16 protein-coding genes are annotated in these 14,006 nt (G+C 71.9%); 11 read left to right on the forward strand and 5 right to left on the reverse strand.

Annotated elements, in window-relative coordinates; translation table 11 throughout:
* Window positions 1-71 precede the first annotated feature (71 nt).
* The gene (locus tag AB1285_RS00270) at window positions 72-1,751 is read left to right on the forward strand and encodes an ABC-F family ATP-binding cassette domain-containing protein (RefSeq protein WP_370428998.1); all 1,680 of its coding nucleotides are present in this window, start codon (window positions 72-74) and stop codon (window positions 1,749-1,751) included.
* Window positions 1,752-1,842: 91 nt separating this feature from the next.
* Here AB1285_RS00270 and AB1285_RS00275 read toward each other — a convergent pair whose 3' ends face one another.
* The 4 genes from AB1285_RS00275 to AB1285_RS00290 form a co-directional block, all read right to left on the reverse strand.
* Entirely contained in the window at window positions 1,843-2,268 is a 426-nt protein-coding gene (locus tag AB1285_RS00275) for a DUF1801 domain-containing protein (RefSeq protein ID WP_363446330.1), read from the reverse strand.
* Complete coding sequence (locus tag AB1285_RS00280) at window positions 2,268-2,876, reverse strand: HhH-GPD-type base excision DNA repair protein (protein WP_370428999.1); 609 nt, start codon at window positions 2,874-2,876, stop codon at window positions 2,268-2,270. The genes AB1285_RS00275 and AB1285_RS00280 overlap by 1 nt, the downstream gene beginning before the upstream one ends.
* A gap of 18 nt (window positions 2,877-2,894) precedes the next feature.
* Entirely contained in the window at window positions 2,895-3,647 is a 753-nt protein-coding gene (locus AB1285_RS00285) for a class I SAM-dependent methyltransferase (protein WP_370429000.1), read from the reverse strand.
* 174 nt (window positions 3,648-3,821) lie between these two features.
* Complete coding sequence (locus AB1285_RS00290) at window positions 3,822-5,138, reverse strand: glutamyl-tRNA reductase (RefSeq protein WP_370429001.1); 1,317 nt, start codon at window positions 5,136-5,138, stop codon at window positions 3,822-3,824.
* Window positions 5,139-5,210: 72 nt separating this feature from the next.
* Between AB1285_RS00290 and hemE the strand changes: the two genes are divergently transcribed.
* Complete coding sequence (hemE, locus tag AB1285_RS00295) at window positions 5,211-6,233, forward strand: uroporphyrinogen decarboxylase (RefSeq protein ID WP_187662565.1); 1,023 nt, start codon at window positions 5,211-5,213, stop codon at window positions 6,231-6,233.
* Window positions 6,234-6,284: 51 nt separating this feature from the next.
* Here hemE and AB1285_RS00300 read toward each other — a convergent pair whose 3' ends face one another.
* A complete protein-coding gene (locus AB1285_RS00300) occupies window positions 6,285-7,178 on the reverse strand; it encodes an NAD(P)H-binding protein (protein ID WP_292797845.1) in 894 nt (297 codons plus the stop codon).
* 66 nt (window positions 7,179-7,244) lie between these two features.
* Here AB1285_RS00300 and AB1285_RS00305 point away from each other — a divergent pair, with 66 nt between their 5' ends.
* From AB1285_RS00305 to hemB, 9 genes are all read left to right on the forward strand, one after another.
* Window positions 7,245-7,556, forward strand: coding sequence for a metalloregulator ArsR/SmtB family transcription factor (locus AB1285_RS00305; RefSeq protein WP_060921528.1), 312 nt, complete (start codon window positions 7,245-7,247; stop codon window positions 7,554-7,556).
* A 92-nt stretch (window positions 7,557-7,648) separates the two neighbouring features.
* Window positions 7,649-9,154 carry a protoporphyrinogen/coproporphyrinogen oxidase gene (locus tag AB1285_RS00310; RefSeq protein WP_370429002.1) on the forward strand — a complete coding sequence of 502 codons (1,506 nt, stop codon included), beginning with the start codon at window positions 7,649-7,651 and terminating at the stop codon, window positions 9,152-9,154.
* 170 nt (window positions 9,155-9,324) lie between these two features.
* A complete protein-coding gene (locus tag AB1285_RS00315; protein ID WP_259954394.1) occupies window positions 9,325-9,738 on the forward strand; it encodes a hypothetical protein in 414 nt (137 codons plus the stop codon).
* 1 nt (window position 9,739) lies between these two features.
* On the forward strand, window positions 9,740-10,147 hold the full coding sequence (locus tag AB1285_RS00320) for a phage holin family protein (RefSeq protein ID WP_259954392.1): 408 nt from the start codon (window positions 9,740-9,742) through the stop codon (window positions 10,145-10,147).
* Complete coding sequence (locus tag AB1285_RS00325) at window positions 10,134-10,406, forward strand: hypothetical protein (RefSeq protein ID WP_025104872.1); 273 nt, start codon at window positions 10,134-10,136, stop codon at window positions 10,404-10,406. The genes AB1285_RS00320 and AB1285_RS00325 overlap by 14 nt, the downstream gene beginning before the upstream one ends.
* 76 nt (window positions 10,407-10,482) lie before the next feature.
* Complete coding sequence (gene hemQ, locus AB1285_RS00330; protein ID WP_370429007.1) at window positions 10,483-11,163, forward strand: hydrogen peroxide-dependent heme synthase; 681 nt, start codon at window positions 10,483-10,485, stop codon at window positions 11,161-11,163.
* 5 nt (window positions 11,164-11,168) lie between these two features.
* The gene (hemC, locus tag AB1285_RS00335; RefSeq protein ID WP_187662560.1) at window positions 11,169-12,170 is read left to right on the forward strand and encodes a hydroxymethylbilane synthase; all 1,002 of its coding nucleotides are present in this window, start codon (window positions 11,169-11,171) and stop codon (window positions 12,168-12,170) included.
* Complete coding sequence (locus AB1285_RS00340; protein ID WP_187662559.1) at window positions 12,167-12,964, forward strand: uroporphyrinogen-III synthase; 798 nt, start codon at window positions 12,167-12,169, stop codon at window positions 12,962-12,964. Before hemC ends, AB1285_RS00340 begins: the two co-directional genes overlap by 4 nt.
* Window positions 12,961-13,938 carry a porphobilinogen synthase gene (gene hemB / locus AB1285_RS00345; protein ID WP_280567767.1) on the forward strand — a complete coding sequence of 326 codons (978 nt, stop codon included), beginning with the start codon at window positions 12,961-12,963 and terminating at the stop codon, window positions 13,936-13,938. Before AB1285_RS00340 ends, hemB begins: the two co-directional genes overlap by 4 nt.
* The last annotated feature ends 68 nt before the right edge of the window (window positions 13,939-14,006 follow it).

Raw genomic sequence — 14,006 nt, forward strand, 5'->3', positions numbered from 1 at the left:
CGAGGTTCCTGTTCCCCGCGTCATCGACGCAGATCCCGGCGGTGCGCGTGCGCCGCCGGAGAGGACCCCTCATGTTCCCTGTACCCTCGCCCCCTTCCGACACTCCGGCCCGCGTTCATCGCGAGTGCGCGCTGCAGGCCGCCTCCGTCCGGTTCGCCGACCGTCTCGTGCTGAACCGCATCGATCTCGCCGTCGGACCCGCCGACCGCCTCGCCGTCATCGGCGACAACGGCGCCGGGAAGTCGACGCTGCTCGATCTGCTCGCCGGTGCTCTCGCGCCGACATCCGGGGAGGTGCGGCTCGACCTCCCCGGCGGGATCGCTCATGCCCGGCAGAACCCCGTGTTCGCGGATGGAGCGTCGATGGCCGATGCCATCGACGATCTCCTCGGCGACCTCCGCGTGCTGGAGCGCGACCTCGGCCACGCGTACGAGCTCCTCGCCGCCGGGGGCTCCGCCGAGCGTGCGCAGCAGATGGCCGCTGTGGCCCTGTTGCAGGACCGTTTCGAGTCCCGCGAGGGATACGACGTCGACCGTCGCATCGACACCGCCCTGGAACAGCTCGGGCTGGGCGGAGTGGACCGCGCGCGACCGGTGGCCGCGCTGTCGGGCGGAGAGCGGGCGCGGCTCGCTCTCGCGGTCGCCCTCTCTTCCGGAGCCGAGCTGCTGCTCCTCGACGAGCCCACGAACGACCTCGACGATCGGGCGCTGACCTGGCTCGAGGACCGTCTCGCGGCGCACCGCGGAGCGCTGGTGGTCGTGACCCACGACCGCGACTTCCTGGACCGTTTCGCGACGGCTGTCGTGCAGGTGGAGGACGGTCGGATCCGCCACTACGGCGATGGTTACGCCGGGTTCCTGCGAGCGCGCGAGGCCGAGAGACGTGCGGCGGTCGCGCGCCACGAGGAGTGGAAGGCCGAGGTCGCCCGGGCCGAGTCGCTGCTCGCCGCCAACGCGTTCCGGCTGCAGGCGATCCCGCGGAAGCTCGAGCTCGACGGCTTCGGTCATGGCGCGTTCCGGGCGCGGAGCCGCGACCACGGTGCCGTCGGACGCATCCGCATGGCGAAGGAGAGGCTGGCGCGGCTCCGGGCGGACCCGTGCCCACCTCCACCGGAGCGGCTGCGGTTCGTGGTCGCAGCAGAGGATCGGGCACCGCTCGACGACCCGCTCCTGACCCTCGATGCCGTCTCCCTCCGTGAACCGGGACGACGGCTCGACGTGTCGCAGTGGACGATCGAGGCCGGTTCGCGGTGGCTCGTGACCGGGCCGAACGGCGCCGGGAAGACGACGCTCCTCCGCCTCCTCGTCGGCGAGCTGATCCCCGCGTCCGGGACGATCCGCCACGCGGACGGGCTGCGGATCGCGTTCCTCCGGCAGGAGGTCGATACCCGTTTGCGAGGCACGGCCATCGAGGTCTTCGCGGCGCGGACGGGGACGCCGCCGGCGGATGCGCACGACGCTCTCCTGGCTCATGGACTCTTCCGCAGGCCGGAGGCGGACCGCGACGTGCGGACACTCTCGGTCGGGCAGCGTCGCCGGCTGGATCTCGCGGTCGCCCTGGCGTCGCGGTTCGACCTGCTGCTGCTCGATGAGCCGACGAACCATCTCGACCCCGAGCTCGTGGAGCAGCTCGAGGACGCCCTCGTCGATCACCCCGCCGCCGTCGTCACAGCGACGCACGACCGCCGGTGGCGGCGTCACGCGGCGCACGCGCGGCGCGTGCAGGTCGAGGAGGGGGTGGCCACCACCTGAGACCCCGCCCTCCCGCCGAGACCCCGGGCCCCACACGTCCCCACGCCGGGGTCTCGGCGGGAACCCGGGGTCTCGGCGACAGGAGGGGGAGTTACGACGTGATCGTCAGGTGCATACGCGCGTCGCCGCCGGACTCGACCCAGGCGCGCGAACGCTCGAGGATCCCGCGCAGCACGTCGAGGTCGACCTGGTCGAGGTCCTTGATGTAAAGGCAGCCCACCCCTGTCGTGTGCGGGCCGAGCGCGCCGAGAGCCTCCGCGTGGGCGTCCACGCCGTCGAGGAGGTAGATCGTCGTCGCGGCCTTCCGGGGGGCGAAGCTCAGAATGCCGCTGTCGCCCTCCGTCCCGGTGGGGTAGCGGTAGTGGCAGGAGCCGAACCCGATGATCGAGCCCCAGGTCTGCGGTTCGCGTCCGGAGATGTCCCGCAGGAGAGCGGTCAGCGTCTCCGCGTCACGGCGACGCACGGCCGGGGAGGAACGGGCGATCAGCCCGGCGACGTCGTCCCCGGTCGGCTGCACTACGTCGCCGCCTTCGCCGCGGCCTTCATCGCCTTCTTGTACTCGCGCACCTTCGTCAGCGACTCCGGCGACACGATGTCGGCGACGCTGCGGTACGAACCGTCCTCGCCGTAGGGAGCGGAGGCCTCCCGCCAGCCCTCGCCGGTGAACCCGTACTGCTTGCCGAGGAGGGCGAGGAAGATCTTCGCCTTCTGCTCACCGAAGCCGGGAAGAGCCTTGAGTCTCTTGAGCACCTCGGCGCCGCTCGGTTGGGTCCCTGAGCCTGTCGACGGGCCTGAGCCTGTCGACGGGCGCGTCCAGAGGGCGGCGGCGTCCCCGTCCCAGTCGTCGACGAGCGCCTGGCACAGGGTCTGCACCCGCGTCGCCATGGATCCGGGGAACCGGTGCACGGCGGGGGTCTGCCGGAAGGCCTCCAGGAACTCCTCCGGTGCCATGCCCGCGATCGCCGCGGCATCCGCGGCGCCGGTGCGCTGCTCGATCTTGAGCGGACCGGAGAACGCGGTCTCCATGGGGATCTGCTGGTCCAGCAGCATGCCGATCAGCAGAGCCGTCGGATTCTCGGTCAGCAGGGCGTCGGCGGCGGTGTCTCCGGTGATGTGAAGGGCCATGCCTCCCATCCTCTCTCACTACGGGGCGGCGGATTCGCAGATGCAGAGCTGGGTCGAGGAGCCCGCCCCGAAGAGGCTGCCGTCCCAGCCGCCGAAGCGCTTGACCAGTCGGAGTCCGGCATGCGCAAGGAGCACCGGCAGTTCCTGGGGGAAGATGCTCCGCACCTCGATGGACACCGTCTGGAAGTCGGGCTCGGAGTCCGTCGAGAAGTACCAGGTGCCGCGCGTCACCTGTGCGGCGGCATCATAGGCGTCCGCGACGTCGACGCGGACGTCGCCGCGGTCGGGATCGGCGAATGTCGTGCGCGGGCGCCGGACGCCGTCGGCGTCAGCCAGGAGCCGCACGTCGGGATGGAAGACGTCGAAAGCGAACCGTCCGCCGGGCGCGAGGTGCCGCCGTGCCGCGCGGAAGCACTGCACGATGTCGTCAGCCTCGTGCAGGTGCAGCAGAGCGTTGCCCGCGATGAAGATGAGGTCGAACTCGTCGCCCAGGTCGAGGTCGCGCATGTCGCCGTGCTGCCACTCGACAGACACACCGCGCTCCTCAGCCTTCTGACGTGCCACAGCCAGCATGTCGAGCGACAGGTCGAGTCCGACGCTCGGGTGCCCGTCGGCCGCGATCGGGATCAGCTTCTGACCGGTTCCGCATCCGAGCTCGAGCACGCGACCGCCCACGCTGTCGGCTTCGGCACGGTAGAAGTCCACGGCTGCCTCGCTCGTCGGAAACAGGAGGTCGTACAGCCTCGCGTCCGAGTACAGATCCTGGGTCATTCGCGCCTCCTCGTGCCCCACGCTCTCACAGCGCGGATCCTCGCGCAGCCCATGGCTCCCGCCCTCTGGTCCATCAGCATGTCGACGCGCAGCACACGGCTCTCGTTCCGCAGCGTCGGCGGCGGTGTCTCCGGTGATGTGGAGGGCCGCGCCTCCCATCTCGCCCACACGGGATCAGGCTGTGGCGGCGTCTTCGACCGTGTCCGCGGCAGGGGCGATCCCGTACAGCGTCGCGAGCGCGGCGGCGAACTCGTCCGCGCGACCGGCGGCGGCGAGCTCATGAGCCCGCACGGTCGGCGTGTGCAGCAGCACGCCGGAGAGGTGCCGGAGGGCCTGCTCGACCTTGCCGTCCTCGTCGCCGCGGGCGCGCGCACGGTCGATCTCGCGCTCCAGCAGCTCGAAGATGTGCGACCGGAACGCGACGACCGACGGGGTCACGCTCTGGCGGGCACCGACGACGTGGAAGGTCTCCGCAGCCTCGCGGACGACGCTCCGGGCGGCGTCCGTCGCCTGCAGCTCCTCGAGCGGGGCGTGCAGGCGGATGGTCTCCAGGTCCAGCAGCGCGACGCCCTCCAGTGCGGCCACGGCAGGGTCGACGTTGCGCGGCATGCCGAGGTCGACCACCAGCCGGCTCGGGACCCCGGTGGTGCCGCTGGTCGCGCTGACGGGGCAGCCCGCGGCCGCGAGGCCGACCGGGAGCTGCAGGTGCTCCGGGCCGAGCACGGGCTCGGTCGCGGTGGTGCAGGTGATCAGCAGCGTGGAGTGCGCCGCCGTGCGGGCATACTCCTCGGCCGGCACCGGGCGGATGTCGTGCTTGGCCGCGAAGATCTCGGCGCGGCCCGAGGGGGAGTAGACGGAGATGTCGACGGCGCCGCGCTCGCGCAGAGTCGCGAGGGTGACGGCGGCGTAGGCTCCGGTGCCGACCAGCAGCACGCGCTCGGCGGACCAGTCGGCGATGCGGCTGTCGGCGAGTTCCAGTGCGAGACGCACGAGAGATCGACCGGCGCGGCCGAGGGCGGTGACGTTCTTGACCTTGCGCTGCGCCTGGCTCGCGCGCTGGAACAGGCGCTCGAGCTCGGGGGAGGTGGTGCCGTCCTTGCGGGCGGACTTCAGGGCACGCCGCACCTGGCCGGCGATCTCGCCCTCGCCGGAGACGACGGACTCGAGACCGGAGGCCACGGAGAAGAGGTGCTCGGCGACGCGGCGACCGGAATGCACGGCGTAGGCACCGTCGAGGTCGGCGGCGGGAATGCCGGTCGCGGACTCGACGGCCTCGATCACGGCTTCGACGCCGATGGCGCCGGCCGCGGTCACGGGCTCGTCCATTTCCACGTACGCCTCGAAGCGGTTGCACGTCGCCAGGACCACGGCACCCTGCACGCACGGCGCCATGCCCACGATGGTGGGAGCGACGTCGTCGGGGGTGCGGCTCAGGCGTTCGAGCAGTTCGAAGGAGGCGGTCTTGTGACTCGCCGTCACACACAGCAGCACCCTTCAATTGTACCCGAGCGTACGGAGCCGGGACTCGGCGGCTCCCTAGGCGCCGGATGGGAGGATGGGGGCATGGCACTCTCCGACGCCCCGCTGCTGCGCGCCCTCACCGGCGACCGCCCCGCCACCGCTCCGGTCTGGTTCATGCGCCAGGCGGGCCGATCCCTGCCCGAGTACCGGGAGCTGCGGGTCGGCACGCGCATGCTCGACGCCTGCCTCACCCCCGACCTCGCCGCCGAGATCACCCTCCAGCCCGTGCGACGGCACGGCGTCGACGCGGCGGTGTTCTTCAGCGACATCGTCATCCCGCTGCGTCTCGCCGGCGTGGACGTGGAGATCGAGCCCGGCCGCGGCCCGGTCTTCGCGAACCCGGTGCGGACGCTGGCCGACGTCGACCGCATCACGGCGATCGATCCGGACAGCCTCGACGGCAGCGCGATCGCGGAAGCCGTCGGCATCGTCGCCGCCGAGCTCGGCGACACCCCGGTCATCGGCTTCGCGGGAGCCCCCTTCACGCTCGCGGCGTATCTCGTCGAGGGCGGTCCGTCCAAGGAGCACCTGCGTGCGCGCGGCATGATGCACGCGGAGCCCGAGGCCTGGCACCGTCTCGCGGGCTGGCTGGCGCAGATCTCGCGGCGGTTCCTGGAGACGCAGCGCGATGCCGGCGCCGCGGTCGTGCAGCTCTTCGACAGCTGGGCGGGTTCCCTCAGCCCCGCCGACTACCGCACCTTCGTGGCGCCGCACTCACGGACCGCTCTGGACGGCATCGGCGTCCCGACGATCCACTTCGGCGTCGGCACCGGCCCCTTCCTCGGCGACATGCGGCTGGACGGCATCGCCGACGGCGTGGGGGTCGACTGGCGGCTGCCCCTCGACGAGGCCGCCGCGATCCTCGGCCCCGACGTCTCGGTGCAGGGGAACATCGACCCCGCGTTCCTCGGCGCGCCGTGGCCGGTGCTCGAGGCGCATGTCCGCGACGTGCTCGAACGCGGTCGCGCGGCCCGCGGGCACATCCTCAACCTCGGCCATGGTGTGCCCCCGGAGACCGACCCCGACCAGCTCACCCGTATCGTCGAGCTGGTGCACGCCGGCTGACCTCCGTTCGAATCGCCTGCTTTGCGGCATCTGCGGCCCAGATGCAGCCATTCAGGCGATTCGAAGCGCCCGCACCAGCCGCAGATCCGAAAGACCGAAGCGCCCGGTGGGCAGCGCCGCGCGGATGCGGTCGTCGTCGAACGGCCGCGACGGACGGATCCCCTCCGGCGGCTCCGGCGCCCACGGTGCCGGCTCGCTGACGCCCTCCGCGAGCATCCGCGCCTGCGCCTTCGCGACCAGGGGCACGACCATGGTCCACTCGGTGAGCTGCGCGAGCACCCGCACGACCCAGGCCGGAACGGGGAGGAACGCGGGACGACGTCCGGCGACGCGGGCGATCCGGCGGATGGCCTCCCCGAGCGTGACCTCGTCCGCCCCCATCACGGCGACCGTCGGCTCCGGGATGCGGCCCTCGAGCGCGGCCACCAGCACGTCCGCGGCATCCTCGACGGGGACCGGGCGGGCGGTGCGTTCGCGGTAGCCGACCGTCCAGAAGAAGGGGAGGGTGCGGACGGCACGGGTCACATGGTCGACCATGTGATCGCCGGGGCCGTAGATCATCCCGGACTTCAGGATCGTGTGCGGGAGCCCGGAGCCGCGGATGATCTCCTCGGCCTCCCACTTCGACTCGTGGTAAGCGGAGCCGCAGTCGGGCCGGGCGCGGAGGAAGCTCACCATGACGAGCCGCCGGACGCCGGCGCGGCGAGCGGCCTCGACGACGGCGGCCGTGCCCTCGACGTGCACGCGGCGGAAGGTCTGGTCGCCGATCTCCCGGTTGATCCCGGCGCAGTGGGCGACGGCGTCGCATCCGGCGAAGGCGGCGGTCAGCGCGTCGACGTCGGTGATGTCCGTGCCGGAGCGTCGGGAGATCGCCACGGGCTCCTCCAGGCGATCGGCGAGGGCGCGGCCGACGAATCCACTGCCTCCGGTGATGGCGACCTTCATGGTGTTCTCCTTCGCTAATTAGCTATCTGGCGAAACTGTATCTAGCGAAGGTGCTATATTGCAAGCATGGCCGACAGCGCATCCGACATCTTCGCGGCGCTCGCCCATCCCACCCGGAGGCAGATCCTGCAGGACCTCAAGGAGGGGGAGCTCGCGGCCGGGGAGATCGCGTCCCGCTTCTCCGCGAGCGGCCCGACCATCTCCCGGCACCTGAGCGTGCTGCGGCAGGCAGGCCTCGTCTCCGAACGTCGCGATGCCAACCGCATCTTCTACTCGCTCGTCGGTGAACGCCTCGCCCTCTCCGTCGGCGACTTCCTCTCCACGGTCTGTCCCGAGCAGATCGTCCTCCGCGAGGTGCGCAAGCGCGGTCGGGCCTGACCTCCGTTCGGATCGCGCACCTGGCGGCATCCGCGGCGATTATCCGGCCAATCGGGCGATTCGAAGCGCAGGGGCGGTGAAAGGATGGAGGCATGAGCCCCGAGCACCCCGCACCCGCTGAACCGGCCGACCTGGCGGCCCGTGCCGCACGGAAGCACGTCGTCGTGGTGGGCGGCGGCGTCGGCGGACTCGTGGCCGCGCGGGAGTGCGCGAAGGTCGGCATGCAGGTCACGCTGCTCGAAGGGTCCGAGTCCCTGGGTGGCGTGATCCGCAGAGTCGCGCTGGACGATGTCGTCGTCGACGCGGGCGCGGAGAGCTACGCGACGAAGGGCGGGCACGTCCGGGCTCTCGTGAACGATCTCGGTCTCTCCGACCGCGTCGTGACGCCGCAGGCGGGAGGCGCGTGGCTCGCCGGACTCCCCGGCGGCGCGGCTCCGCTTCCGGCCGGCGGCATCCTCGGCATCCCCGGCAACCCCTTCCAGGACGACGTCCGCCGCATCATCGGCTGGTCGGGCGCCTGGCGGGCCTATCTCGACCGGGTGCGCCCGCCGCTCACCATCGGCCACCAGCTGAGCCTCGGCCGCCTCGTCGCCTCGCGCATGGGGGAGAAGGTGCGCGACCGCCTCGTCGCCCCCGTCACCACGGGTGTCTACTCCGCCTCCCCGGACGACGTGGACATCGACGTCGCCGCCCCCGGACTCAACGCCGCCCTGACCCGCGTCGGATCCCTCTCCGGGGCGGTGCTGGCCCTCCGCGGTGAGGCGGCGTCGCGCGGCGCGAAGACTCCCGGTGCCGCCGTCGAGGGGCTCGTCGGCGGGATGAGCGTACTCGTCGACGCCCTCGCGGCCGACCTCGACGAACTCGGTGCGACCGTGCGCACCCGCGTCCGAGCTCGTCGCCTCACCACCGACGGCACCACCTGGCGCGTCGTGGTCGAGGAGCCCGCCGCGGAGGAGCCGATCGAGGGCGAGGAGACGACGCAGGAGGCGGAACTCGCCGCCGACGCCGTGATCGTCGCGACCTCCGAGCACGGGGCGCGGGAGCTGCTCGCGGGCGCCGTGCCCGCCCTCGCGGCCGCCGACGCGGCACCGGCCCCCGAGATCGAGATCATCAGTCTGCTGCTCGACGCGCCCGCGCTGCGCATCCCGCCCCGGGGCACCGGCGTGCTCACGGTGCCGCACAGCCACACGGCGAAGGCGCTCACGCATTCCACGGCGAAGTGGTCCTGGGTGCGGGCGGCCGCCGGCGACCGGGAGGTCGTCCGCGTCTCGTTCGGCGCCCAGGGGGAGCCGGCGGCGACGGCGGCGCTGGACGACGAGGCCGCGGTCGACCTCGCCCGCCGGGAGGCCTCGGCCCTCCTGGGGGTTCCCCTGACGGCCGACCATGTCGTGGCAGGCCACCGGGGGCGCTTCGTGCAGGCGCAGCCGGCATCGATCATCGGGTCGGGAGAGCGGCGCGCGGCGGCGCGTCAGGCCGTGCAGGCGGTTCCCGGTCTGGCCGCGGTGGGGGCCTGGCTGGCCGGCACCGGGCTCGCGCAGGTCGTGCCGGACGCCGCGGAGGAAGCCGAGCGCCTGCGTCGCGCCCTCCTCTGGGACTGAGTGCGCGCGGGGCGTACGCGAGTGCGCTCCGGGGCTCCGTGTCAACCCTCTCATCGATTGATGCCGAAATCGGCATACGGCGTTACGCTGGGTACCTGATCGCGGCGGAGACGCGGGCGATCGGGCGTCCCCCGGGACGGACCACAGCCGGAACAACGTGAGGAGACCCCATGAAGGGGAAGATCGGACTCGTCGTCGGACTCGGCGTCGGCTATGTGCTCGGCACCCGCGCAGGACGCGAGCGTTACGAGCAGATCAAGACGCAGTGGCTGAAGGTCTGGAACACGGACCCGGTGCAGGAGCGCGTCGACAAGGTCAAGGGCTTCGTCGGCGACAAGGCCGCCGCGGTTCCCGGCGCGGTCTGGACCGGCGCCGTCAAGATCGTCAAGTCGGTCAAGGGCGACGGTACGCCCGGCCAGAAGCTCGACGCGGTCATCGCCTCCGGCAAGGACGCCGCGGAAGAGATCTCGGACGCCGCGGAGGACGCGGTCGACGAGGTCAAGGAGCGCGCGGCCGAGGCCCAGAAGCCCGCGGCGTCGAAGCCCGCCGCGAGCAAGCCCACCCCGCGGAAGTCCGACGACTGACATGCCCCGCGGATATCGGGATCGCGCCGACGACAGTCTGCTGACGCTGCTCGGCGACCTGCCGGAGCTCGTCACCACCCTCGTCAAGGCCGAGATCGACGCGGCCAAGGCGTGGGTGTCGCGCACGGCGAAGGATGCGGGCGTCGGCTCCGTCTGGTTCCTCGTCGCGCTGTTCTTCCTGTTCTGGGCCGTGCCCGTGATCCTCGTGTTCGCGATCGCGGGGCTGTCGTCGTGGTGGCCGGTCTGGCTGTCCGCGCTGGCGGTGTTCGGCATCCTCATCGTCGCCGTGCTGCTGTTCGCGCTGCTCGGCATCCTGAAGTTCCGCAAGGTGCTCCGTCGCCAGAACCCGGCACAGGCCGTGGCCGAGGACATCCGAATCGTGAAGGAGGCCGGCGATGAGCACCCCTGAGTCGCTGCCGCGCACCGCGGTCCCCGCGGGAATCGTCGATCCCGTCGCCTCGGCGCGGGCGGAGTTGAAGGCGGCCCTGGCCGCCATCGAGGTCAAGGGGAACATCCCCCGGCGCGTGGAGAAGGCATCGGCGCGGGCGGCCGTGAAGGCGCGCGCGTTCGCCGATCGCAACCCCGCCGCAGCGATCGCCGCGACCGTGGGCATCGCCGCCGCCGTCGGCGGGGCGGTGTGGGCCATCGCCCGCGCCATCGCCCGCTGATCGACCCCCGTACCGCCCTCGCCTGGGGGCAGTATTCCCCTGATTAGCGGCTCCTCCGCAAAGGGGGCAGACTGGGATCATGTCCGACCTGCGTGAAGAGAACCCGTCCGGTTACACCCTCTGGGCCGTCTGGCGACGCAACCCCGATGCTCCCGTCACCGAGAACGACGCGACCGAGGTCGAGTCGATCGTCTCGCACATCGAGGACTCGGGCGTCACCGTCCGCGGCTTCTACGACGTCTCCGGACTCAAGGCCGACGCCGACCTCATGGTGTGGCTGCACGGTGCCACGGCCGAGGAGCTGCAGCGGGCGCTCCGTCGCCTGCGCCGCACCGAGATGCTGCGCTCGCTCCTGCCGGTGTGGAACGCCATGGGCGTCCACCGCGACGCCGAGTTCAACCGCGCGCACGTCCCCGGGTTCCTCCGAGGCATCGAGCCCAAGGACTGGCTCGTCCTCTACCCGTTCGTCCGCACCCCGGAGTGGTACCTCGCGCCGGAGGGGGAGCGCCGCACGATGCTCGCCGACCACGGTCGCAAGGGCGCCGCGTTCACCGGTGTCATCGCGAACACCGTCGCAGCCTTCGCGCTGGGCGACTACGAGTGGCTGCTCCCGATGGAGGCGGATGAACTCACGGATCTCGTCGACATGATGCGCGACCTCCGCTACACCGACGCCCGCATGTTCGTGAAGGAGGAGGTGCCCTTCTACACGGGGCGCCGCCTGCGCTTCGACGAGATCGCGGACGTGCTGCAGTAAGCGCCATGAGCACCCCCATCCGTCTCGGCACCCGTCGCAGCGCGCTCGCGCAGGCGCAGTCGGGCCACGTCGCCGCAGCGCTCGAGAAGGTCACCGGCCGGCGCGTCGAGCTCGTCCCGATCACCAGCGAGGGCGACACCAATCGCGCCTCGTTGTCGGAGATCGGCGGCCTCGGCATCTTCGCTACCCGTCTCCGTGAGGCCCTCCTCGCCGGCGAGTGCGACTTCCTCGTGCACTCCCTCAAGGATCTCCCGACCGCGGTGCCGGAGTCGCTCGTCATCGCCGCGACGCCCCGACGGGAGGATGCCCGCGACGTGGTGCTCACCCGACACGGCATCCCGCTGCATGAGCTGCCGGCCGGGAGCGCGGTGGGCACCGGGTCGCCCCGCCGCATCGCGCAGGTCCACCGTCGTGCGCCCCGCGCTCACGTCGTGGACATCCGCGGCAACGTCGACTCCCGGCTCTCCCGCGTCGCGTCCGGCGAGTTGGACGCCGTGATCCTCGCCGCCGCCGGGCTCTCGCGGCTGGGCACCGATTCGCCCCTGCATCGCGAGGAGCTCGGTCTCGCGGAATGGCCGACGGCGCCGGGCCAGGGGTCGCTGGCAGTCGAGACGCGGGCGGATGCCCCGGAGGAGCTGCGCGCGGCGCTGTCGGCGCTGGACCACCGCGAGACGCGGCTCGCGATCACGGTCGAGCGGGCCATCCTGGAGGGCCTGGACGCCGGTTGTCAAGCCCCCATGGCGGCGCACGCCGTCGTCCAGGGGGCCGAGATCCGCGTCAGGACAGTGGTCTACGCCCCGGACGGGGGTCGCCGGATCGGTCTGGACGTCACGGAAGCCCTGAACGGGGAGTATATTCATCGGAACGGCAGTGGCAATGGTGCGGATGCTGCCGATGGTGCAGACCCGATGCACGCAGCGCGTGAGTTCGGGCTCGCTGTTGCCCGTCGGCTGCTCGATCAAGGGGCGGCCGACCTCGTCCCTCAAGAGCAATCCGAATTGTCATGACCACTTCTGAAAGCAAGCAGGACCGACCGCTGGACGGCTGGCGCATCCTCGTGCCCCGTGGCGGACCCTGGGGCGACAGCGTCGCCGCGAGTCTCCGGAACCTCGGGGCCGTTCCCGTCGTCGCCCCGCTCATCAACTTCGCGCCCACGACGGACCAGGCGACACTCGACCGGGCGCTGGAGCAGCTCGCGGCCGGTGAGTTCGATTGGCTGACCGTCACGAGCGCGACCACGGTGGACGTGCTGTTCGCCCACCGCGCCGTCGTGCCGAAGACCACGAAGATCGCGGCCGTCGGCGAGACGACGGCCACGGCGCTGCAGGCCGTGGGTTACGAGGTCGCCCTGGTGCCGGAACAGGACAACTCCGCGCAGGGCATGGCGCAGCAGCTCATCGCCCTGGAGCACGAGCCGCGCCGGATCCTGGCGCTGCGCAGCGAGATCGCCAAGCCCGTCCTCAGCCTCCTCCTTTCCGACGCGGGGCACGACGTGCACGGCGTCGTCGCCTATCGCACGGTCGGCGTCCCGGTGACGGAGCGCATCCGCCGCGATGTCGAGAACGGCCGGATCAACGCGATCCTCATCACCAGCGGTTCGGTGGCCGAGCAGGTGCGGGAACAGTTCCCCGAGATCCCGGACGAGACGCTGCTCGCGGCGATCGGTCCCCGCACGGCCAAGGACGCCGAGCGCGCCGGTCTCCCCGTCTCGGTGGTCGCCGACCGGCAGACCATCGATGCGCTGATCGAAGCCGTCTCGCAGTTCACCCTTCCGCACGCGGCAGACGAGTTCGCGCCGTGAGCTTCCCCGACATCCGCCTGCGCCGACTTCGCCAGTCGCGCGCCGTCCGCGACCTCGTGCGCGAGACCTCTCTCGAGCCCCGGCAGCTCGTGCTCCCGCTCTTCGTCCGCGAGGGCCTGAGCGAACCGGTCGCCATCGGGTCGATGCCCGGTGTCGCCCAGCACTCGATCGACTCGCTGCGCGCTGCGGCCGTGGAGGCCGCGGAGGCCGGGGTCGGCGGCGTCATGCTGTTCGGCGTTCCCGCGGTGCGCGACGCCCGGGGCTCCGGCGCGGACGACCCGCAGGGCATCCTGAACGTCGCCACCGAAGCGCTGGCGGCCGAGGTCGGCGACGCCCTCGTCGTGCAGACCGACCTCTGTCTCGACGAGTTCACCGACCACGGTCACTGCGGCGTCCTCGCCGCCGACGGCTCCGTGGACAACGACGCGACCCTGGAGCGGTACGCCTCGATGGCCCTGGCCCAGGCGCGCGCAGGGTCCCAGCTGCTCGGGCTGTCCGGGATGATGGACGGCCAGGTCGCCGTGATCCGTCAGGCGCTCGACGCCGAGGGGTTCACGGACACGCTGATCCTGGCGTATGCCGCGAAGTACGCGAGCGCGTTCTACGGCCCGTTCCGCGAAGCCGTCGACTCGCAGCTCCAGGGCGACCGCCGTACGTACCAGCTCGACCCCGGCAACCGCCGCGAGGGCGTGCGGGAGGCCCTGGTCGACGAGGACGAGGGCGCGGACATCGTCATGGTGAAGCCGGCGATGGCCTTCCTGGACGTGCTCCGCGAGGTGCGCGACGCCGTGACCGTCCCGGTGTGGGCGTACCAGGTGTCGGGCGAGTACGCGATGATCGAGGCCGCCGCCGCGAACGGCTGGATCGATCGGCGTGCCGCGGTGCTCGAGTCGCTGCTCTCGATCCGTCGCGCGGGCGCCGACGCGGTGCTGACCTACTGGGCCACGGAAGCCGCCCGCTGGCTGCGCGGCTGAGCCTCCCTCCTGTCCGCCGACGGCCTTCGAAGGGCAGGCGGCGGGTTAGCCTGGAAGGGATGCCGGGA

It is taken from the genome of Microbacterium sp. NRRL B-14842, from assembly GCF_050470785.1.